This window comes from Bifidobacterium sp. W8112 (assembly GCF_016101425.1).
Classification (GTDB): Bacteria; Actinomycetota; Actinomycetes; order Actinomycetales; family Bifidobacteriaceae; genus Bombiscardovia; species Bombiscardovia apousia.
Genome location: NZ_JACFQN010000001.1, coordinates 39,008 through 59,655, shown reverse-complemented (window position 1 = coordinate 59,655; position 20,648 = coordinate 39,008). Strand labels below are relative to the sequence as shown.

Sequence of the window (20,648 nt, the reverse complement as noted above, 5' to 3'; positions counted from 1 at the left end):
GACACGTTCTGACACGCCCGTATCAGCTCAAGGAATAGCGATTCGTTCACCAGGGCACGGGTATAGACTGTGGTGGTTTGTCTGCCCGGGGACCGCGGCGGACTTGTATGCGTGAAGGATGTTGACGTGATCAAGATATGGACTCGCTACCTGCGGCCATACTGGCTTCAGGTGGCCGTTCTGGTGCTCTTTCAGGTGGCGCAGACGGCCTTGAACCTCTACCTGCCCAACCTGCAGGCGGACATCATCGACAAGGGCGTGGCCGTAGGCGACCAGGATGCCATCTACAGGATCGGCTGGCAGATGATGGGCATCACCGCCATCCAGATCGTGGCCAACGTGGTCGCCGTCTACTGCGCCACCCGGCTGGCCATGAGGATGGGCTACGAGCTGCGCAGGGACCTGTTCGCCTCGGTGGAGGGCTTCAGCCTCAACGAGATCGAGCGCTTCTCGGCAGGTTCCCTGATCACCCGCACTACCAATGACGTCCAGCAGATGCAGATGACCACCATGCAGACCCTGATGATCATCCTGCAGGCCCCGGTCATGCTGATCGGCGGGCTGATTCTGGCCCTGCGCCAGGACGGCCCCCTGACCTGGTCCCTGGCGGTCATCGTCCCTCTGATCCTTCTGGTGGCCCTGGTGCTCATGGGCAGGATGGGACCCCTGTTCACCCGCCTGCAGAACATGCTGGACTCCGTCAACCGTCTGGTCCGCGAGCAGATCTCCGGCGTGCGGGTCATCCGCGCCTTCGTCCGCGAGAAGACCGAGGCCGCACGCTTCGACAAGGCCAACCGCGACGTCTACGGCGTCCTGATCTCCACCGGCCGGCTGATGAGCATGATGGTGCCGCTCATGTGGTTCCTGCTGAACATGTCCAATGTGGCCATCATGTGGTTCGGCGGCCGCCGCATCGACTCCGGAGCCATGCAGATCGGCGCCCTGCAGGCCTTCATCCAGTACCTGATGATCATCCTGTCGGGTCTGATGATGGCCGCCATGATGTCGGTCATGCTGCCCAGGGCCGCTGTGGCCGCCCGAAGGATCAACGAGGTCCTGGAGGCCACCAGCGAGATCGCCGCTCCCGAACGCCCCTACCGCAACGAGCACCCCCAGGGCCTGCTGGAGTTCAAACACGTGGACTTCAGCTACCCGGGCGCCCAGGATCCGGTTCTTTCGGACATCTCATTCACCGCCCGGCCGGGGACCACGACGGCCATCATCGGAGCCACGGGATCCGGCAAGTCCACCATCATTCGGCTGGCCAACCGCATGTTCGACGTCACCGACGGCCAGGTCCTGGTGGATGGCCACGACGTGCGCGAGTACGACCCCGACCAGCTGGCTCTGATTTTCGGGCCGGTCCCGCAGAAGGCCACCCTCTTCACCGGCACCATCCGCGACAACATGCACTACGGGGACCCCGAAGCTGACGACGACCGCATCTGGCAGGCCCTGCGCATCGCCCAGGCCGAGGACTTCGTCCGTGAGATCCCCGAAGGCCTGGATGCCCGCGTGGCCGAGGGCGGCACCAACTTCTCCGGTGGACAGAAGCAGCGGCTCTGCATGGCCAGGGCCATCCTGCGCAACCCCTGCATCTACACCTTCGACGACTCCTTCTCCGCCCTGGACATGACCACCGACCGCGCCCTGCATGAGGCCCTGGTGCCGGTCACCCGCCAGGCCACCCAGATCGTTGTGGCCCAGAGGGCGGCGTCCATCCGCCAGGCCGACCAGATTCTGGTCCTTGACCGGGGCCGCATCGTCGGCCGGGGCACCCACGACCAGCTCATGGAGGACTGCCCCACCTACCAGGAGATCGTCCAGTCCCAGGGCGGGCAGGGTCCCGACGTGGAAGAGCTCAGCATTGACGAGGGGAGGGCCGAGTAGATGGCCAAGGACTTGAGCGTAGACGCAGGCTCACAGGCCGTGGGCAGCCGCCGTCATACCGTGGGCCGGCTGGTCCATTACCTGCTGGCCAGCCCCTGGAGGGTCATCGTCATGGTCCTCGCCGGCATGACCGCCGTGGCCATGATCGTCATCGGCCCCAAGGTCATGGGCGAGGCCACCAATGTCCTCTTCGAGGGGCTGCTGGGGTCCATGCTGGTCAAGATGGGCGCCAAGCCCGGCACCCCCAAGCAGGCTGTGGTCGCCTACCTGCAGTCCCGCGGCCAGGACAAGTTCGCCCGGATGATCGACTCCATGAACGTCCAGGTGGGCGTAGGCATCGACTGGGGCCGCTTCGGCACCATCCTCATGTTCGTCATCGGCATCTACCTGATCTCCATCCTGGTCAGGCTGGTGCAGAACTTCCTGATGACCCGGCTGGTCTCCGACGCGGTCTACACCATGCGCAGGCAGATCGAGGACAAGCTGGACCGGCTGCCCCTGCAGTACTTCGACCGGACCCCGCGCGGCGAGGTCATGAGCCGGACCACCAACGACATCGACAACATCTCGGGCACCCTGCAGCAGATCCTGGGCGAGCTGCTCTTCTCGGTCTTCTCCATCATCGGCGCCTTCATCATGATGCTGACCATCTCGCCCTTGCTGACCCTGATCGCCTTCATCATCATCCCGGTCATGGCCCTGTGCGCGGGCATCATCCTCAAGAAGACCCAGCCCCAGTTCACCAGGCAGTGGATCCGCACCGGCCAGGTCAACAGCCACGTGGAGGAGATGTTCTCCGGCCACATGGTGGTCCGGGCCTTCGGCCACCAGCGCAAGGCGGAGGAGGAGTTCGAGGAGCGCAACCAGGAGCTCTACCAGGCCAGCTTCAAGGCCTCCTTCTTCTCGGCTTTGGTCACGCCCATGTCGACCTTCTTCGGCAACCTGAGCTTCGTGATCGTGGTCATCGTCGGCGGCGTGCATGTGCTCAATGGCAGCATGAGCCTGGGCGGCCTGCAGGCCTTCACCCAGTACACCCGTCAGGCCTCACAACCAATCGGGCAGCTGGCTTCCATGGGCACCATGCTCCAGTCCTCCCTGGCCTCCTGCCGCAGGGTCTTCGACTTCCTGGACGAGGCCGAGGAGGTGCCGGACATCGAGCATCCCGACCATCTGGGCCAGGAGACCGGAGGCAAGGTCGAGGGCCATGTCCGCTTCGACCATGTCCGCTTCTCCTACGATCCGGCCGAGCCGCTGATCAAGGACCTGTCCATCGAGGCCAAGCCCGGGCAGACCATCGCCATCGTGGGACCCACCGGGGCGGGCAAGACCACCCTGGTCAACCTGCTCATGCGCTTCTACGAAATCCAGGGCGGACACATCACCATCGACAGCGTGGACACCTCCAGGGTGACCCGTCACGACCTGCGCAGCCACTTCGGCATGGTCCTGCAGGACACCTGGCTCTTCGACGGCACCGTCCGCGACAACCTGCTCTACGGGCTGGACGAGGGGCAGACTATCCCCGAGCAGACCATGATCGATGGCGCCAAGGCCACCCACGTGGACGAGTTCATCCGCAAGCTGCCCCAGGGCTACGACACCGTCCTCAATGAGGACAGCAGCGAGCTCAGCCAGGGCGAACGCCAGCTGATGACCATCTGCCGCGCCTTCCTGTCCGACCCCGACATCCTGATCCTGGACGAGGCCACATCCTCGGTGGACACCAGGACCGAACTGCTGGTCCAGCAGGCCATGAACACCCTGCGCAAGGGCAGAACCTCCTTCGTCATCGCGCACAGGCTGTCCACCATCCGCGATGCCGACCTGATCCTGGTGGTCAACCACGGCTCGGTGGTCGAGCAGGGCACCCACGACCAGCTGCTGGAGCGCGGCGGCGCCTATGCCTCCCTCTACAACTCCCAGTTCACCAAGGGCGAGGAGGACTGAGAAGGCATGAGCCCAAGGCGAGGACCGCTGAGCGCAGGGGAGCGGGTCCAGCTGACCGACCGGCGTGGCCGCAGGCTGACGGTCATGCTGGAACCTGGCGGCCTGACACAGACCGACCATGGGCTCCTGCCGCACGAGGCCATAATTGGCCTGCCCGAGGGATCCGTGGTGGTGACCATCTCGGCTGACAAGTGGCGGCAGATGCGCCACCAGCAGGATGTCGACACCGACACACAGGCGCCTGACAGGGCCAAGCCCTGGAAGTCTTCCCGAGGCATTGGAGGATGGGCCTTCACCATCATGCGCCCCCGGCTGGAGGACTACATACTCTCCATGCCGCGCGGTGCCCAGATCATGTACCCCAAGGATGTGGCCAGGGTCATCCTTCTGGGCGACATCCGTCCGGGCATGAGGGTCCTGGAGTCGGGAGCCGGCTCAGGGGCCATGAGTCTGGGATTGCTGGATGCCATCGGTACGGAAGGCAAACTCACCAGCATTGAGCGGCGGGAGGAGTTCGCCCGGGTGGCCATGGGCAACGCTACCGTGTTCTTTGGTCACCGCCCTGCCCAGTGGGACCTGCGTACCGGCGACTTCGACACCCTTGCGGCCGACCTGCCCGAGGACGAATTCGACCGCATCGTTCTGGACATGCTGGACCCCTGGAACCGTCTGGAGCAGGCCTACCGGGTCATGTCCCCCGGCGGCGTGCTGACTGCCTATGTGACCACTACCACCCAGCTCAGCCGACTGGCCGAGGCCCTGCGCGCCGACGGCCGATGGACCGAGCCCGGGATCATGGAGAGCCTGGAGCGCTCCTGGAAGGCCGACGGTCTGGCGGTCCGACCCGAGCATGAGATGATCGGGCACACCGGCTTCCTGCTGACCAGCAGGGCCATGGCTCCCGGCCAGCAGGCTCTGCGCAAGCATGTCCGGGCTACCAAGGATTACCAGACTGACGTCGATCAGGGCCGACCGCCTGCCAAGAGCAGCGGCTCCAACCGCGAGCGCGAAAAGGAAGACCTTGAGGACCTCGAGGATTTGGAGTTGCGCCGGGTCTCTGATCGCAAGCTGCGCAAGGTGCTGCGTGACCTGGATCATCAGGTGCGCACTCTGCAGGGCGGACAGGATCAGAAAGACTGATCGCCCATGACCGGCGTATCCTCTGGGCTCTGCCATAATGGAGAAGACGCCTGACAGGAACTTCGGGAAAGGAAGCATGGCATGGGTTTGCGAAAAGGTCTGAAGGCCGAGGATCTGCGGCGGTGCAGCCGAACCCTCATGCTCATGCGTCACGCCAAGACCGAACGCCAGGGGTCACAGGGCGATCGCAGCCGCCAGCTGACCGACCGTGGCCAGCGGCAGGCCCGGATCATGGGCCGTGGATTGGCCGCTTTGGGCCTGGTGCCCGACCGCATCATCTGCTCGGGTGCGCCCCGGGCCCGTCAGACCCTGGACGGCATGCTCAAGCCCCTGGGGGACGGGCCCCGGGTCGACTACCGGGAATCCCTCTATGAATCCGGCATGCAGGCGGTCTTCGACCAGCTGGCACAGACCGAGGACCGTGACCGCCGGGTCCTGATCCTGGGTCATGAGCCCACCATGTCTATCTGCTCACAGTGGCTGGCCGAGGACAACTCCGACCCCGACCTCTTGGACCTGCTCAATCTTGGACTGCCGCCGGCCACCATGGTCCTGCTGGGCTCCGAGCGGCCCTTGACCGACTGGGGAACCCACCAGGCCCGTTTGCTGGGCATTCTGGGCCCCCAGGATCTGGAGGACTGACCGGCGTAAACAAGCTCAAGGCCACCGCTGCAGGCAGTCTTGACGGGCTTCAGTCCCCCGCTTGCCGTCCTGCCGTTATCGATTCAGGTTATGGCGACACCTTATTTGCACCAATTACCCGCCTCCCCCCGCCGCTGATAGGCTGACCAAAGACATCAGGACGAAACTGGGAGGTTTCATGGCAGCGATTACATCCGTGTCCGGATTCCCGCGCATCGGCGCGCACCGCGAACTCAAGAGGGCCATCGAGGGCTATTGGAAGGGCGAACGGAATCTGGACGAGGTCCGGCGCACGGCCGCCGATCTGCGGGCCAGGCACTGGCAGCTTCAGCAGGAGGCCGGCGTCGACCTGATTCCCGTCAACGATTTCAGCTATTACGACCAGGTCCTGGATACCTCCATCCTCCTGGGCGTCGTGCCCGAGCGCTATCGGAAGCTGGGCCTGGGCCCCGAGGACACCCTCTTCGCCATGGGCCGCGGCTACCAGGGGGAGCAGGGTGACGTGACCGCCCTGCCTATGAAGAAGTGGTTCACCACCAACTACCACTACCTGGTTCCCGAGATCGACCAGGACACCAGAATCACCCTGGAAGGCGACAAGCCCTTCAAGGAGTTCCAGGAGGCGCGCAAGCAGGGCATCGCCGCCAAGCCGGTGCTGATCGGCCCCTATACCTTCCTCAAGCTGGCACGCGGTCCCCAGGGCGAGCTGCTGGATCCCGATCCGGCACTGGTCCAGGACCTGGCCAAGGCCTATGCGACCATCCTGGAGCGGTTCGTCGGCCTGGGCGCCGACTGGGTGCAGCTGGACGAGCCCTACCTGGTCCTGGACAAGGAACCGGGCGACCAGGACCTCTTCGAAACCCTCTACCAGCCCATCCTCAAGGCCCGTCAGAGCGACAAAGGCAAGGTCCGTATCCTGCTCAACACCTACTTCGGCCATGTGGGCGACTGCTACGACCGGCTGGTTGACCTGGGCTTCGACGGCATCGGCCTGGATCTGGTCGAGGGCAGGGATGAGAATCTGGCTGCCCTCAAGGAGCACGGCGTGCCGGAGGGAACGACCATCTTCGCCGGTCTGGTCAACGGCCGCAACATCTGGCGCAACGACTATGCCGTCAGCCTGGGCCTGCTGGATGCCCTGCACCAGGTGACCTCGAACGTGGTGGTGTCCACCGCATGTTCACTCCTGCACGTGCCCTATACCGTGGCCGACGAGGATGGGCTGGATGCCGACACCGTGCGGCCGCACTTCGCCTTCGCCCTGGAGAAGCTGGGCGAGCTGCACGACCTGGCCCAGCTGGCCGATGCCGACGAGGGTCAGCGCCGCTCCAGCAAGGCCCTTGCTGACAACCAGAAGCTCTTCGACGGCAGCCGCGTCCAGCCCGACCCCCAGGTGCAGCAGCGCCTGGCCGGCCTGAAGGACGATGACTTTGTGCGTACCCCGGCCCGGCCTGAACGCCAGAGGATCCAGGCCCAGGAGCTGGGTCTGCCCCTGCTGCCGACCACCACCATCGGCTCCTTCCCCCAGACCGCCGAGGTCCGCGCCGAGCGTGCCCGCCTGCGCAAGAAGGAGATCAGCCAGGAGGACTACGACGACTTCATCGCCCGCAAGATCGACCAGGTCATCGACCACCAGGAGCAGATCGGCCTGGATGTGCTGGTCCACGGCGAGTTCGAGCGCAACGACATGGTCGAGTACTTCGGCCAGAACCTCAAGGGCTACCTGTTCACCCGGAATGCCTGGGTCCAGTCCTACGGCACCCGCTGCGTCAAGCCTCCCATCGTCTGGGGGGACATCTCCCGCGCCCGGCCCATCACGGTGCGCTGGTCTTCCTACGCGCAATCCCGCACCAACCATGTGGTCAAGGGGATGCTGACCGGTCCGGTGACCATTCTCAACTGGTCCTGGCCCCGCGAGGACATCGATCACAAGCAGCAGACCCGCCAGCTGGCTCTGGCCATCCGTGACGAGGTCCTGGACCTGGAGGCCGCAGGCATCCGCATCATCCAGATCGACGAGGCCGCCCTGCGCGAGAAGCTGCCGCTGCGGCGCTCCGACTGGCACAGCCGATACCTGGACTGGGCCATCCCCGCCTTCCGGCTGGTGCATTCCGGGGTCAAACCCACTACCCAAATTCACACCCACATGTGCTACTCGGAGTTCAACGACATCATCAAGGACATTGATGCCATGGACGCCGATGTGATCTCCTTCGAAGCCTCCCGCTCCGACCTGACCGTCCTGGATGCCATCCAGGAGGCCAAGTTCGAGACCGAGGCAGGCCCCGGAGTCTACGACATCCACTCGCCGCGCATCCCTTCCACCGAGGAGATCGTGGACCGGATCCACGCCATCCTGAAGAAGCTGGATGCGGCCAAGGTCTGGATCAACCCCGACTGCGGATTGAAGACCCGAGGCGACAAGGAGACCTGGCCCAGCCTGGAGCACATGGTGGCCGCCGCACAGCAGGTGCGTGCGGAGCTATCGTCCAGTCAGGAGTCGGATCATGCATGAGCCTATCTTTTCCCTGGAGGTCTTTCCCCCCAAGCGCGATGCCCCGGTGGGCACCATCTATGACACCCTGGACGGTCTGGAAGGGCTGATGCCCGACTTCATCTCGGTGACCTACGGGACCGGCCGGCGCTCGGACCGCACAGCCACGGCCCGCATAGCCAAGACCATCCATACCGAGTACGGCATCCCTGCCGTGGCTCACTTGACCGCCCAGTATGCGGACCGCGAGGTGATCGACCAGGCCCTGGACATGTTCGACGACGCGGGGGTGGCAGCGGTGCTGGCCCTGCGCGGCGACAGCGTGGAGGGCCGTGAGCCTGCCGGAGTCTTCGACCATGCCAGCGACCTGGCCTCCTACATCCGGTCGCGTCGGCCCAACCTGTCGATTTACGGAGCCTGTTATCCGGAGACCCACCCGGAGGCCGCCTCGCCCGAGGAGGACATGGAGCATCTGCGTATCAAGGTGGATTCCGGCGTGGATCATCTGGTTTCGCAGCTCTTCTACGACAACGCCGATTTTCTGGACTTCCTGGACAGGGCTCGGGCAGCCGGCATCCAGGTGCCCATCGAGGCCGGCATCATGCCCATCACCAACGAGGGACAGGTACGGCACATGAGCGAGGTCTGCAAGGCGCGGATCCCGGCGGCTGTTGAGTCCATCCTGGAGCGCTGGGGCGACGACCGTGCCAGCCTGCGCGAGGCGGGCATCATCTACGCCTCACAGCAGATCGCCGACCTGGTGGCCCACGGGGTAGACGGCATCCACCTCTACTCCATGAACCACTCCGGCGTCACCAGGCGCATCTGGCACAACGTCCGTCACCTCTTCCATCAGGTGGGGGCCAAGGAGGAGCCGGTCAGCAGCCAAAAATAAGTGCATAGGAGCGGGTGAGGCCCCGCATCGATGACGGCAAAAGCGTGATCGCCAGCTTTCAGCGACGCTTTTGGCCCTGCTTGTCGGTGCGGGGCCTCAGCCATGGCCAGACCTTGAGCGCAGCTCTGTTCAAGGGCGGTATCATGCCAATCAACAGGCCAAGGACCATCCCTCCGATGGTTACCCAGGAGGCCAGGTCGCGCCCCAGCAGAATGAGGATCACCACCAGGCCGACCCCGATCAGGGATAGGACCTGTGTCCAGCGTTGCTGTGAATCAGTCAGTCGGTCGTTTTTCTTGGGCAGAAGTCCGTAGATCAGTCCCACCGCCAGCCCTATCAGGGCGCAGACGATGGTCAGGAGGGTATCGGTCAGCTGCATTCTGGGATTCCTTTGTTCATGATTGCTCGGGCAAGGTCTTTCTGGTGCCGCGCAGGGCGTGGACGCGGGCGTTGGCTCTGGCCATGGCATCCAGCTGCTCCTGGTCCTGTATGACATCTTCGGGATCAATGCCTGAAATCAAGGCTATGACAGTCTCATAAGATGTCTCGGCCGTAGGAAGGACTCCTACCAGCCGTCCCTGCCGCATGACTGCTATGCGGTCGGAAACCGCGAAAACGTCCGGCAGATCGTGGCAGACCATGAGGATGCTGCGCCCCTCGGAACGCATGCGCTTGATGTAGTTGAGCACCTCGGCGGACTGCATGACTGACAAGGAGGCCGTCGGCTCGTCCAGCAGGATCAGCTCCGGATTGTCCAGCAGGGTCCTGGCGATCGACACGGTCTGTTTTTGCCCCAGGGAAAGGGTGGCCATGGGTTGTCCCACGCGGATGGGGGAGGACAGCGACTGGAGGACCTGACGGGTGCGTCGACGCATGGCTTCGTCGTCACGCCGATGGTGACGATCGCGCAATTCCTTGCCCAGGAAGAGGTTGGAGGAGACGTCCAGGTTGTCGCAGAAGTCCTGCCCCTGGAAAACGGCTGCAATGCCCAACTGATTGGCGACTCTGATCGAGGGAATGCTGGTCGGCCGGCCCTTCCAGAGCAAGGTACCCTGGTCGGGCCGGATCAATCCTGACAAAATCCTGACCAGGGTGGACTTGCCTGCCCCGTTGTCGCCCACGATGGCGAGCACTTCGTGTTGGCGAATATCCAGGTGTATGTGTTTGAGGGCCTCAACGAACCCGAACCTGATGCAGAGGTCGTCCATCTGCATCAAGACAGCGGTTTTATGCAATCCAGGTCACCTCCTCTACGATGATCGACCTGCGGATTTGTTGGACACATCAATGTGTTCGTTGACGCTATCGACAGCCATCATAGCCGCCCCCAGAGCCGATCCGGTAATCGGATAGCGGGCAGGGAGCACCTCCATGGGGACCATGGCATCAGGGAACAGCATGCGCTGAAGAGTCTCCCGGAGGGGTTCCAGAAACACATCTTCTGTTGTGCTCAGGATGCCTCCCAGGACCACTACCTCGGGATCCACGGCGTTGCACAGATCGGCTACTACATTGCCGATGCGGATGGCCGCGTCGCCCACGATCCGTCTGCAGCCCGGATCCCCCTTGACGGCATTGCCCACCAGATCCTCCAGGGTCATGTTCCCGTGTGTCACGCTGAGCAAGGAGACCAGACGGCTCTCGTCCACCACCGTATTCAGGCACCCGCGGTTGCCGCAGATGCAGATATCGCCCAGGGGATCCACTTGGACATGGCCTATTTCGCCTGCCAGCCCGGTGGTGCCCCGCCACACCTCGCCGTTGATGACGATTCCCGCACCCACACCGTCATTGGCGTGGATGTAAACGAAGTTTCGTCTGCCGACTGCCGCGCCCATTCTCAGCTCGGCCATGGCTGAGAAGTTGGCATCGTTGTCCACCTGGACCGGCACCTGAAAGGCCTCGTGGAAGGTGCCTATCAGATCCTCCTTGTCCCAGCCTCGCAGGATGCCGGGAATGGCCAGCTGGTGAGTTCTGCAGTCCACAGGGGCCCCCATGGCCAGGCCCAGGCCGACAAGCTCATCCGATTGGGCGCCGATGGAAGTCAGCGTCTCCTTGATCAGGATCATGGCCCGTTCCAGGGTAGTGTCCGGCTTGTGCTGCCGCGGCAGAGCCATATCATGCTCTGCCAGGATGGCATGGCTGGCGTCGACAACTTCCAGCCGCATTTCGTGACGGCCGATGTAGAGCCCGACTCCGAGGCCCTTGCGGCGGGCCAGCATGACCAGGGTGGCGCGGCGGCCGTTTCTGGTGGTGGAGGATGTCTCCAGAAGTCCTTGCTCGCCCATCAGGCGTACCAGGTTGGAGACAGTGGCTGTTGAGAGCCCAGTATTTTCAGCCAATTCGATCTGGGTCATGGCGCCGAATCTTCGGATCGTATCCAGCAGGAGGGCACGGTTGGCCTCACGCAGTGAGGACTGTGAACCGAACAATCGATGTGCCATAGGTTCCAGTGTAGCCAAGATCGTGGCTTGCCCCCGCCCAGTGCACCCCTTGCGCCGATGAAAGACAACAGTTCGAACAAATTATTAAATTCATGTACGAAACAGATAAATAGATAATCAGCTTTGTTGAGTTGATAAAGTTAACGCAATTGGGTATGCTGACCACTGGGCCTGCAATGAAGGGACCCAGGCAGACGGAGATGCCTGCCGGAGAATTCAAGGATGAAGGAGTCTTCATGAAGATGATGCAACGAGCCATGGCGGCGGTCATCGGCGTCGCCATGCTGACCGGACTGGGCGCTTGCGGAGGTTCACGTGCCTCCAGCTCCTCCCAGGAGGGAGGATCGATCGGCAAAGGCGCCACCATCGGCGTGTCCATGCCCACCAAGTCCGAGGAACGTTGGAACAAGGACGGCAACAACCTCAAGAGCAAACTGGAGAAAGCAGGCTACAAGGTAGTGCTCTCCTTCGCGGATGACAAGCCCGCCCAGCAGAATGCCGACATCGAGAACATGGTCAACAAGGGCGCCAAGATCGTGGTGGTGGCTTCCAAGGACGGCACCGCTGTTGGGCCGGCTGTCGAGAAGGCCAAGGATGCCGGGGCCAAGGTCATCGCCTATGACCGGCTGATCATGAACACCAAGGCCGTTGACTACTATGCGACCTTCCAGCTTGAGCGCACCGGCGTGCTGGAGGCCAACTGGCTGATCGACCAGCTGGGGCTCAAAAACGGAGCCAAGGGTCCATTCAATATTGAGCTCTTTACGGGTTCTCCCGACGACAACAACGCCAAGTACTTCTTCAAGGGCGCCTGGGAGCTGCTGCAGCCCTACTTCAAGTCGGGCGTTCTGGTCAGCCCCTCCCAGCATGGCGGCGGTGTGACCAAGGACTTCAAGCTTTCAGACTGGCAGAAGATCTCCGTCCAGTCCTGGAAGACCGAGCAGGCCCAGAAGGACATGGAATCCATTCTTGATTCGACCTACGCCCATGGCGAGCGGTTGGATGCCGTGCTGAGCCCTTATGACGGCATCAGCCAGGGAGTCATCAACGCCATCCAGTCCAAGAGGCCCGACATCCAGCCCAATACCGACAACTGGCCCAAGATCACCGGGCAGGACGCCATGGAGATCTCCGTGGCCAACATCTCCAAGGGGCTGCAGGGTCAGACCGTCTTCAAGGACGTCAACAAGCTGGCCCAGGCCGTCTACGACATGATCATCGAAATCGCCGAAGGCAAGAAGGTCACCGGCATCAACGGCACCTTTGACAACAACAGCATCAAGGTGCCCTCGAAGCTGCTGGATCCCAAGGCCATCACCAAGGACAACCTGACCGATCTGGTCAAGGCGAACTACCTGACCCAGGCACGATTCGATCAGCTGACCAAGTGAGGTTGGCATCACAGTCGCGCCGGACCGTCCCGCTTCCGGTCAAGGGGTGGGACGGTCGGCGCACAGGAGGTGAAAGCATGTCCGACGAGGACATCTTGTTGCGAATGCAGGGAATCACCAAGACCTTCGGTCCGGTCAAGGCCCTGTCCAATGTGGACATGGACGTGCGCAAGGGCGAAATCCATGCCATCTGCGGGGAAAACGGGGCCGGCAAGTCAACCCTGATGAACGTGCTGTCCGGGGTCTACCCGCATGGCAGCTATACTGGCGAAATCCTGTTCGACGGCAAGCCCTGCCGCTACCGGACCATCAATGATTCGGAGGACGACGGCATTGTCATCATCCACCAGGAGCTGGCGCTGAGCCCTTTCCTATCTATTGCCGAGAACATCTTCCTGGGCAATGAGCAGGCACACAATGGCGTCATGGACTGGGACACGACCAGGGCCAAGGCCTCGCGTCTGTTGGAGCGTGTGGGGCTGGACGAGAAACCCGACACCAGGGTCATGGATCTTGGAGTGGGCAAGCAGCAGCTGGTGGAGATCGCCAAGGCGCTGTCCAAGCACGTCAGGCTGCTGATTCTGGATGAGCCCACAGCCGCCTTGAACGACGATGATTCCGATCATCTGCTGGATCTGGTCAGACAGCTGCGTGACCAGCAGGGAGTGACCAGCATCCTCATCACCCACAAGCTGGGCGAGGTGGGGCAGATTGCGGATGGGGTGACCATTCTACGGGATGGCTCCACGGTGGGCGGTATGCGAATCGACCAAGACCACCCGCTGGATCAGGATCTGCTCATCCAGAAGATGGTCGGCCGCGAGCTGACCAACCTCTATCCCGAGCACGTGCCGCACATCGGCAAGGAGGTGCTCAAGGTCAGCGATTGGACTGTCCACCACCCGCAGGATCCCTCACGCACCGTGGTCGATCATGCCAATCTGGTGGTTCACCAGGGTGAGATCGTCGGATTGGCGGGACTGATGGGTGCTGGTCGCACCGAGATGGCCATGAGCATCTTCGGGCGGTCCTATGGCAGCCATATCAGCGGCAGAATCGAGATGCATGGCCGTCAGGTCGAGCTGCCGAACGTCCAGTCGGCCATCGATTCGGGCCTGGCCTATGCCACTGAGGACCGCAAGGTCTTCGGACTCAACCTGCTGCAGAACATCAGGGAAAACGCCTCCTTGGCCTCGCTCAAGAAAATGAGCCGCCATGGGGTCATGAACGAGAACCTGGAGAGGGCACGGGTGGAGGAGTACCGCAAGGACTTCAACATCAAGTGCAGCAACATCGATGTGCCCGTCTCCACCCTGTCCGGCGGCAACCAGCAAAAGGTCGTGCTGGCCAAGTGGGTGATCTCGGATCCTGATGTGCTCATCCTGGACGAGCCCACCCGAGGCATTGATGTGGGAGCCAAGTACGAGATCTACGAGATCATCGACCGGCTGGTCGACCAGGGCAAGGCTGTGGTGGTCATCTCCTCTGAATTGCCCGAGCTGATCGGCATCTGTGACCGGATTTATACGGTCAGCCAGGGGGTCATCACCAACGACGTGGAGCGCCGGGACTTCTCGCAGGAGTATCTGATGAAGGGCATGACCCAGGAAAAGAAGGGAGTGGCAGCCAGATGAGCTCGCCCAACAGCAACAAGAGCACCGCCCAGGCGGTGGAACAAGAACAGGCAGGACCTGGCATTCTGGCCTCCCTGGCCAGCAACGCCCGGCAGTATGGCATCGTCGGCGCTCTGGTGGTCATCGTGGTCGTCTTCGAAATACTGACCAAGGGGGTGCTGCTCAAACCCAACAGCTTCGTCTCGCTGATCCAGCAGAACGCCTACGTGATCATCCTGGCCATCGGCATGGTCATGGTCATCATCGCCACCCACATTGATCTGTCGGTGGGATCGCTGGTGGCCTTCATCGGAGGCGTGTGCGCCATCCTCATGGAGCATATGGGGGTCAATTGGATCGTGGCCATCGGCCTTTCCCTGATCGTGGGTCTGCTGATCGGCATCTGGCAGGGCTTCTGGGTAGCCGTCATCGGCATTCCAGGATTTATCACCACCCTGGCCGGCATGCTGATCTTCCGTGGTCTGGCCACGGTCATCGTCGGCGAGTCCGTGCCCATTACCTCCGCGCAGTTCAGGGGGATCGCCCGTGACTACCTGCCCAACATCCTGGGATGGTGGGGCCCCTTCGACGGCCTGACCGTGGTGCTGGGCCTGATCTGCATCCTGGCCTACGCCTGGTCGCAGATTGCCCGCCGCCGCAAGACCCTGGCTGTAGGTCTGGTTCCCGAACCCAAGGCCCTGATGACCGGCAAGATCATCGTGGCCGCAGTCGTCATCCTCTTCGTGACCTACCTGCTGGCCTCCTCCGGCAACGAGAACCAGGGCGGGACGCCCATAATGCTGGTCATCGTGGCCGTGTTGGTCCTGATCTACAACTTCATCCTCACCAGAACCGTCTTCGGCCGGCATGTCTACGCAGTGGGCGGCAACCGCAAGGCTGCCGTGCTCTCGGGCATCAACGCCAAGCGGGTGGACTTCACGCTCTTCGTCCACATGGGCTTCCTGTCCGCTGTGGCAGCCATCTGCATGCTTTCACGACTGGCCTCGGCCACCGCCCAGGCTGGAATGGAGTTCGAAATGGACGCCATCGCATCCTGCTTCATCGGCGGCACGGCTGTCACCGGCGGCATCGGCACCATTCCCGGGGCGGTCGTCGGAGCCTTCGTCATGGGTGTGATCAACCAGGGACTGTCCATCATGGGCGTGGACACGGCCATCGTCAAGACCATCAAGGGGCTGGTGCTCCTGCTGGCCGTGGCTATTGACGTCATGTCCAAGCGCCGCAAGAGCTGACCAATCATCGGCGTGAGGGACGGGCACTTGCCGTCCCTCACGCCGATCAACCATCTTTGGAACATCGTTACAAAGGAGCACAATCGTGCGTATCACCGGCAAGGCTCGATCTCGGATGTATGGCCTGACTGCTGCGGCCTGCGCCATCTGGCTGGTCCAATCCCTGGCTGAGGCTGTGCGGGACGGCAGCCTGCTGACCTGGCCCACACTGATCTTCTCCGTGTGCTTAGCCGTCGTCACCGTATACTGCTCCGTCTGCGCCTTCCGGGAGGGCCGCAAGGGCTGACGACCCGTTCCCCCTATAATGCCTGTACCGGCCCCGTGGATGTCAGTGTCGTTGCGGGCCCGAGGAAAGGCAGGGGATGACTCATGGCAGATTCGGCGCAACCGACCACTTCGACCCTGATACACCTCGGGCTGCACGACATGGACAAGGCCCGGGTTCGGCTGGATCGGCTTGCCCGTCTGGTTGACGATCAGAAGCTGGAACAAACCCTGGTCCAGAGCCTCGACCAGGCCTGCGATCCGGACGAAGCCCTTGCCGGGCTGATACGAATTCTAGAGCAGTATCCGCAAGGAACCCGTCCGGCCTTTCTGGCCGAATCCCCGCAGGGGAACCAAGGGGGAGCACAGTCGCTGATCAGGGTGCTGGGGGCCTCGGAGGCCATGGGTCGGCTGATGCGCTCGCGGCCGGAACTGGCAGAGGCGGCAGCCATCGACCCCGACCACCTGGCTGACTGCCCGGCGGAAACCAGGCGGAAGCGGGTCATGGACGCCTTGGACAGGGTGGAGGCCAATGCTGACTCCGTGCCCTCGCTGGCGGCCTACGCCGATGCACTGCGGTCCGAATACCGGCTGCAGCTGGCTGCCGTCATGGCCCGTGACCTGGCAGCCGAGGATCCCCTGGAGCCGGAGCCGGCAATCAGCCGGGCCCTGTCCGACATGGCTGACGCTGCGCTGCAAGGGGCTCTGAGCATTGCCTGCCGGCAGGTTCCCAATGCCGATTCATGCCGTCTGACCGTCATTGGCATGGGCAAGCTGGGCGCCCAGGAGCTCAACTACGTGTCCGATGTGGATCTCATGTACTTGGTGGAGCCGGCTTCGGGGGCGGACCCGAATGGGACTGATCTTATTGCCGTCGGCACTGCCATGGCCGTCCTCCTCCAGCGGGTCTGCCAGGCGGTCATCCCCGGATCGACCGAGCCGCCGCTTTGGAAGGTTGATACTGCCCTGCGGCCCGAGGGGCGTGACGGCCCCTTGGTGCGCCGTCTGGCCTCTTACGCCGACTACTATGCCCAATGGGCTGAGAATTGGGAATTCCAGGCCCTGCTCAAGGCCCGCCCGGTCGCTGGCGACAAGGCCCTGGGAGAGGACTATACGGCCATGATCGAGCCCCTGGTCTGGGGTGCCTGTCAGCGTCCCAACTTCGTCTACGACTGCCAGCGGATGCGCCAGCGTGTGGAGCGGCTGATACCCGAGGACCGCAAGGAGCGCGAAATCAAGCTGGGTCAGGGGGGACTGCGGGACGTGGAATTCACCGTCCAGATGCTCCAGCTGGTTCACGGCTCCAGCGACCCGGATCTGCGTTGCCCGGCGACCCTGGATGCTCTGCAGGCACTGGCCCAGGGTGGCTACATCTCTGCCAAGCATGGCGACCAGCTGGATCATGACTATCGGTTCGAGCGGGTCATGGAGCATCGTCTGCAGATGTGGCAGCTGCGGCGCACCCACCTCTTTCCGAAAATCAACCGTTCAGGCACCCTCGGCCAGCGGCCGCCCAGCCTGGAGGAGCTGGAGAGCAACCGCGATCTGAGGCGGCTGGCCCGGGCCTTCGGTCTGCACGCCGATCAGATGCTGGCCCAATACCAGGCCACCAGAATAGAGGTCCGCAACCTTCACCAGGCCATCTATTTCCGTCCCATGCTGCCCATCAACGCCCAGGTGGACGAGGACGAGGTCAGCCTGCGCCCCCAGGCGGCCCGCGCCCGGTTCGCCTCCATCGGCTTTGCCGACCCTGATGCAGCCATTCGCCACGTCACGGCCCTTACCACAGGGGTCACCCGATCGGCGCGGATCAACCGTATTCTTATGCCCGCCGTCCTCCAGTGGCTGGGGGAGGGACAGGATCCGGACATGGGACTTCTTGGCTGGCGAACCCTTGAGGAGCACTTCGGCGGCAAGAGCACCTACCTGGGCTTCCTGCGGGACTCCACCTCGGCCGCCCGCCGCCTCTGCCATGTGCTGTCCAACTCCCGATATCTGTCAGGCGCCCTGGCCCGATCCGTCCAGTCAGTGACCTGGCTGGGCCATGACCAAGACATGATCCCCCGTGATCGAGCCACCCTGGACAAGCGCGCCGCAGCCTATCGGACCCGCCATGCGGACTCGCTAGAGGAGTTCGCCACAGCCGTCCGGGCCATGCGCCGACAGGAGATCGAGCGGATCGGGCTGGGCTGGATGAGCGGGGTGGACGATCAGCAGGCCTGCCTGGCGGGCATGTCCGATGTCTACGATGCGGCCATCAATGCCGCCCTGGACTGGGCCGTGGACCACCGTTCGGAACAGGCTAGCGCGCCAGCCGATCTGGCCGCGATCGGCATGGGTCGCTACGGAGGCAGGGAGGTCAACTTCAACTCGGATGCCGACATCATGCTGATCTACCGTCCAGCCTCGGACGCTGACCAGGACCAGGCGGCGGAATTCGCACGAGGGGTGACCGCCGACCTGCGGGCCGTCCTGGCCGGACGGGCCAGCCTGGAGCCCGGCATCGACCTGGACTTCGACCTGCGTCCCGAAGGACGCCAGGGGCCTCTGGTGCGTTCCCTGGACTCCTACCAGCGCTACTACCGCGAATGGTCGGAGACCTGGGAGCATCAGGCCCTGATCCGGGCCAGATTCGCAGCCGGGAATGCCGCTCTGGCCCAGGACTTTCTGGAGGGTACAGCCGATCCGCTCCGCTACCCTCAGCAGCCGCCCAACGAGGAGGAGCTGGGGCAGATTCGCCGGCTCAAGGCGCGGATGGAGGCCGAGCGGCTGCCGCGCGGCGTGCGCCGGGACCGACACCTGAAGCTGGGCCGGGGAGGGCTGTCTGACGTGGAATGGACAGTGCAGCTCCTCCAGCTGCGTCACGCCCACGACCTGCCTGAGCTGCAGGTCACCGGCACGCTGACAGCCCTGGATGCCCTGGAGGCGGCGGGTCTCATAGAAGCCAAGGATGCCAAGGCCCTGCGCCGCAGCTGGGTGCTCTGCACAGCAGCCCGCAACGCCAACTTCCTCTGGTCCGGAAGGGTATCCCAGGCGGACATCCTGCCTGACGACGGGCAGGTGCTGGGAGGCATCGCGGTCTGCCTGGGCTACCCGGCCCACCGGGGCCAGCACTTCGTCAACGAGCTGCTGGCGGCCATGCGCCGCTGCAGGCAGGTCATGGAACGGCTCTTCTACGGCGGCTGACCCTGGGTCCATCCGGGGTCGTATGCTTGTTCAGGTCACATAAGGTGGCCACCTTGAGGAAGGTGAGCCGTTGTCCCAACAAGTTGATCACGCATCCAACACCTCTTCCGCCGTCGTTCCCCTTCGTGGGCGAAGTGTGGTAACCCTCGACGACATTCCCATGACCCAGATCCTGGATCTGCTGGATCGGGCGGCCTACATCGACACCCATCGCAGTCAGGTGGCCCATACCTGCGACGGCCGTGTCCTGGCCACGCTCTTCTATGAACCCAGCACCCGTACCCGGCTCAGTTTCGAGACAGCCATGCTCCGTCTGGGCGGCCAGGTCATCGGATTCGCCGGCGCCCAGCTGGCCAGCGTCTCCAAGGGGGAGTCCATCAGCGACACCCTGAAGACGGTCTCCAACTACGCCGACATCGTGGCCATCCGCCATCCCAAGGAGGGTGCCGCCCTGGTGGCCTCCCAGGCAGCCACGGTCCCGGTCATCAACGCCGGGGACGGCGGGCACATGCACCCGACCCAGACCCTGACCGACCTGGCCACCATCCGCGCCCGCAAGGGTCGGCTGAACCACCTGACCATCGGCCTGTGCGGGGACCTGACCTTCGGCCGCACCGTCCACTCGCTGATCACCACCCTCTGCCGCCTGGGCCACGTGGACTTCGTCCTGATCAGCCCCGACGAGCTGCGCACCCCCGAATACGTTCTGGAGAGGATCCGCTCCTCGGCCGACTGCACCTATCGGGAGACCGGGGACCTGAACGGGGTCATCGGCGACCTGGACGTGCTCTACATGACCCGTGTCCAGCAGGAGCGCTTCTTCAACGAGGACGACTACCTGCGCCTGCGCGACACCTACATTCTGAATGCCGACAAGCTTCGGGCTGCGCGACCCGACATGGCCATCCTCCACCCGCTGCCCAGGGTCAACGAGATCGCCGTGGAGGTGGACGATGATCCGCGTGCGGCCTACTTCCAGCAGGTCCGCAATGGCATGCTGGTCAGAATGGCCCTGGAGAGCGCCCTGCTGGGTGACGAGCTGCCCGGTTACCGCAAGCAGAAGGAGGTGGCCGCATGAAGGTCACCAGCATTGTTGATGGCATCATTATCGACCACGTTCGTGCGGGCACAGCCCTCAAGGTCTTGCACTACCTGCGCGTGGATCCGTCGCAGACCCGGCTGGCCCTGATCATGAACACGGACAGCCGCAAGTACGGGTCCAAGGACATCATCAAGATCGAACAGACCGGGGATCTGGACCTGACCGCCCTGGGATTCATCGCCCCCGAGGCCACCGTCGACGTGGTCCGGCAGGGCAGGATCGTCAGCAAGCATCAGCCTGACCGCCCCAGCCATCTGGTCAACGTCATCACCTGCGTCAATCCCCGTTGTGTGACCACGGTGGAGACCGGCGTGGACCAGCGCTTCCACCTGGACGCTGCCGGGGTCTACCGCTGCGACTACTGCGACGAGAAGGCTGAAGACTGAC

At 63.4% G+C, this 20,648-nt stretch carries 16 protein-coding genes; 13 read left to right on the top strand and 3 right to left on the bottom strand.

Annotated elements, in window-relative coordinates:
* Positions 1 to 126: 126 nt before the first annotated feature.
* The 6 genes from H3T92_RS00235 (at position 127) to metF (ending at position 9,008) form a co-directional block, all read left to right on the top strand.
* Positions 127 to 1,890 (top strand): ABC transporter ATP-binding protein, encoded by a 1,764-nt coding sequence (locus tag H3T92_RS00235; RefSeq protein ID WP_144085610.1) that lies wholly within the window; start codon positions 127 to 129, stop codon positions 1,888 to 1,890.
* The gene (locus H3T92_RS00230) at positions 1,891 to 3,837 is read left to right on the top strand and encodes an ABC transporter ATP-binding protein (protein ID WP_144085609.1); all 1,947 of its coding nucleotides are present in this window, start codon (positions 1,891 to 1,893) and stop codon (positions 3,835 to 3,837) included.
* A 6-nt stretch (positions 3,838 to 3,843) separates the two neighbouring features.
* Complete coding sequence (locus tag H3T92_RS00225) at positions 3,844 to 4,977, top strand: tRNA (adenine-N1)-methyltransferase (protein ID WP_144085608.1); 1,134 nt, start codon at positions 3,844 to 3,846, stop codon at positions 4,975 to 4,977.
* A gap of 81 nt (positions 4,978 to 5,058) precedes the next feature.
* Positions 5,059 to 5,619, top strand: a complete 561-nt coding sequence (locus H3T92_RS00220) for a SixA phosphatase family protein (protein ID WP_144085607.1) — start codon at positions 5,059 to 5,061, stop codon at positions 5,617 to 5,619.
* Between the two features lie 178 nt (positions 5,620 to 5,797).
* Positions 5,798 to 8,134, top strand: a complete 2,337-nt coding sequence (gene metE, locus H3T92_RS00215; protein ID WP_198189218.1) for a 5-methyltetrahydropteroyltriglutamate--homocysteine S-methyltransferase — start codon at positions 5,798 to 5,800, stop codon at positions 8,132 to 8,134.
* Positions 8,127 to 9,008 carry a methylenetetrahydrofolate reductase [NAD(P)H] gene (metF, locus tag H3T92_RS00210; RefSeq protein ID WP_101432409.1) on the top strand — a complete coding sequence of 294 codons (882 nt, stop codon included), beginning with the start codon at positions 8,127 to 8,129 and terminating at the stop codon, positions 9,006 to 9,008. Before metE ends, metF begins: the two co-directional genes overlap by 8 nt.
* 58 nt (positions 9,009 to 9,066) lie before the next feature.
* On the opposite strand, the gene H3T92_RS00205 is transcribed toward metF, so the two are convergent.
* The 3 genes from H3T92_RS00205 to H3T92_RS00195 are packed head-to-tail and all read right to left on the bottom strand — an operon-like array spanning position 9,067 to position 11,452.
* On the bottom strand, positions 9,067 to 9,387 hold the full coding sequence (locus H3T92_RS00205) for a hypothetical protein (RefSeq protein WP_144085605.1): 321 nt from the start codon (positions 9,385 to 9,387) through the stop codon (positions 9,067 to 9,069).
* A gap of 16 nt (positions 9,388 to 9,403) precedes the next feature.
* Positions 9,404 to 10,243 (bottom strand): ATP-binding cassette domain-containing protein, encoded by an 840-nt coding sequence (locus tag H3T92_RS00200; RefSeq protein WP_232341981.1) that lies wholly within the window; start codon positions 10,241 to 10,243, stop codon positions 9,404 to 9,406.
* A 15-nt stretch (positions 10,244 to 10,258) separates the two neighbouring features.
* Positions 10,259 to 11,452 (bottom strand): ROK family transcriptional regulator, encoded by a 1,194-nt coding sequence (locus H3T92_RS00195; RefSeq protein ID WP_144085603.1) that lies wholly within the window; start codon positions 11,450 to 11,452, stop codon positions 10,259 to 10,261.
* 236 nt (positions 11,453 to 11,688) lie between these two features.
* On the opposite strand from H3T92_RS00195, the gene H3T92_RS00190 reads away from it, so the two are divergent.
* The 7 genes from H3T92_RS00190 (at position 11,689) to H3T92_RS00160 (ending at position 20,647) form a co-directional block, all read left to right on the top strand.
* Positions 11,689 to 12,843 (top strand): substrate-binding domain-containing protein, encoded by a 1,155-nt coding sequence (locus H3T92_RS00190; protein WP_045924497.1) that lies wholly within the window; start codon positions 11,689 to 11,691, stop codon positions 12,841 to 12,843.
* A 77-nt stretch (positions 12,844 to 12,920) separates the two neighbouring features.
* The gene (locus H3T92_RS00185) at positions 12,921 to 14,477 is read left to right on the top strand and encodes a sugar ABC transporter ATP-binding protein (protein ID WP_024627986.1); all 1,557 of its coding nucleotides are present in this window, start codon (positions 12,921 to 12,923) and stop codon (positions 14,475 to 14,477) included.
* Positions 14,474 to 15,709: a multiple monosaccharide ABC transporter permease gene (gene mmsB, locus H3T92_RS00180; RefSeq protein WP_024627987.1), complete on the top strand. Its 1,236-nt coding sequence runs from the start codon at positions 14,474 to 14,476 to the stop codon at positions 15,707 to 15,709. Before H3T92_RS00185 ends, mmsB begins: the two co-directional genes overlap by 4 nt.
* 85 nt (positions 15,710 to 15,794) lie before the next feature.
* A complete protein-coding gene (locus H3T92_RS00175) occupies positions 15,795 to 15,995 on the top strand; it encodes a carbon starvation protein (RefSeq protein ID WP_198189439.1) in 201 nt (66 codons plus the stop codon).
* An 83-nt stretch (positions 15,996 to 16,078) separates the two neighbouring features.
* The gene (locus tag H3T92_RS00170) at positions 16,079 to 19,159 is read left to right on the top strand and encodes a bifunctional [glutamine synthetase] adenylyltransferase/[glutamine synthetase]-adenylyl-L-tyrosine phosphorylase (protein ID WP_198189217.1); all 3,081 of its coding nucleotides are present in this window, start codon (positions 16,079 to 16,081) and stop codon (positions 19,157 to 19,159) included.
* 70 nt (positions 19,160 to 19,229) lie between these two features.
* On the top strand, positions 19,230 to 20,237 hold the full coding sequence (gene pyrB / locus H3T92_RS00165) for an aspartate carbamoyltransferase (RefSeq protein ID WP_198189216.1): 1,008 nt from the start codon (positions 19,230 to 19,232) through the stop codon (positions 20,235 to 20,237).
* Complete coding sequence (locus tag H3T92_RS00160; protein WP_024627991.1) at positions 20,234 to 20,647, top strand: aspartate carbamoyltransferase regulatory subunit; 414 nt, start codon at positions 20,234 to 20,236, stop codon at positions 20,645 to 20,647. Before pyrB ends, H3T92_RS00160 begins: the two co-directional genes overlap by 4 nt.
* The last annotated feature ends 1 nt before the right edge of the window (position 20,648 follow it).

Bases quoted from the DNA above. Each gene is read 5' to 3' on its own strand.
- H3T92_RS00230 (WP_144085609.1), top strand. From the start codon at position 1,891: ATGGCCAAGGACTTGAGCGTAGACGCAGGCTCACAGGCCGTGGGCAGC.
- H3T92_RS00225 (WP_144085608.1), top strand. From the start codon at position 3,844: ATGAGCCCAAGGCGAGGACCGCTGAGCGCAGGGGAGCGGGTCCAGCTG.
- H3T92_RS00220 (WP_144085607.1), top strand. From the start codon at position 5,059: ATGGGTTTGCGAAAAGGTCTGAAGGCCGAGGATCTGCGGCGGTGCAGC.
- metE (WP_198189218.1), top strand. From the start codon at position 5,798: ATGGCAGCGATTACATCCGTGTCCGGATTCCCGCGCATCGGCGCGCAC.
- metF (WP_101432409.1), top strand. From the start codon at position 8,127: ATGCATGAGCCTATCTTTTCCCTGGAGGTCTTTCCCCCCAAGCGCGAT.
- H3T92_RS00205 (WP_144085605.1), bottom strand. From the start codon at position 9,387: ATGCAGCTGACCGATACCCTCCTGACCATCGTCTGCGCCCTGATAGGG.
- H3T92_RS00195 (WP_144085603.1), bottom strand. From the start codon at position 11,452: ATGGCACATCGATTGTTCGGTTCACAGTCCTCACTGCGTGAGGCCAAC.
- H3T92_RS00190 (WP_045924497.1), top strand. From the start codon at position 11,689: ATGAAGATGATGCAACGAGCCATGGCGGCGGTCATCGGCGTCGCCATG.
- H3T92_RS00185 (WP_024627986.1), top strand. From the start codon at position 12,921: ATGTCCGACGAGGACATCTTGTTGCGAATGCAGGGAATCACCAAGACC.
- mmsB (WP_024627987.1), top strand. From the start codon at position 14,474: ATGAGCTCGCCCAACAGCAACAAGAGCACCGCCCAGGCGGTGGAACAA.
- H3T92_RS00170 (WP_198189217.1), top strand. From the start codon at position 16,079: ATGGCAGATTCGGCGCAACCGACCACTTCGACCCTGATACACCTCGGG.
- H3T92_RS00160 (WP_024627991.1), top strand. From the start codon at position 20,234: ATGAAGGTCACCAGCATTGTTGATGGCATCATTATCGACCACGTTCGT.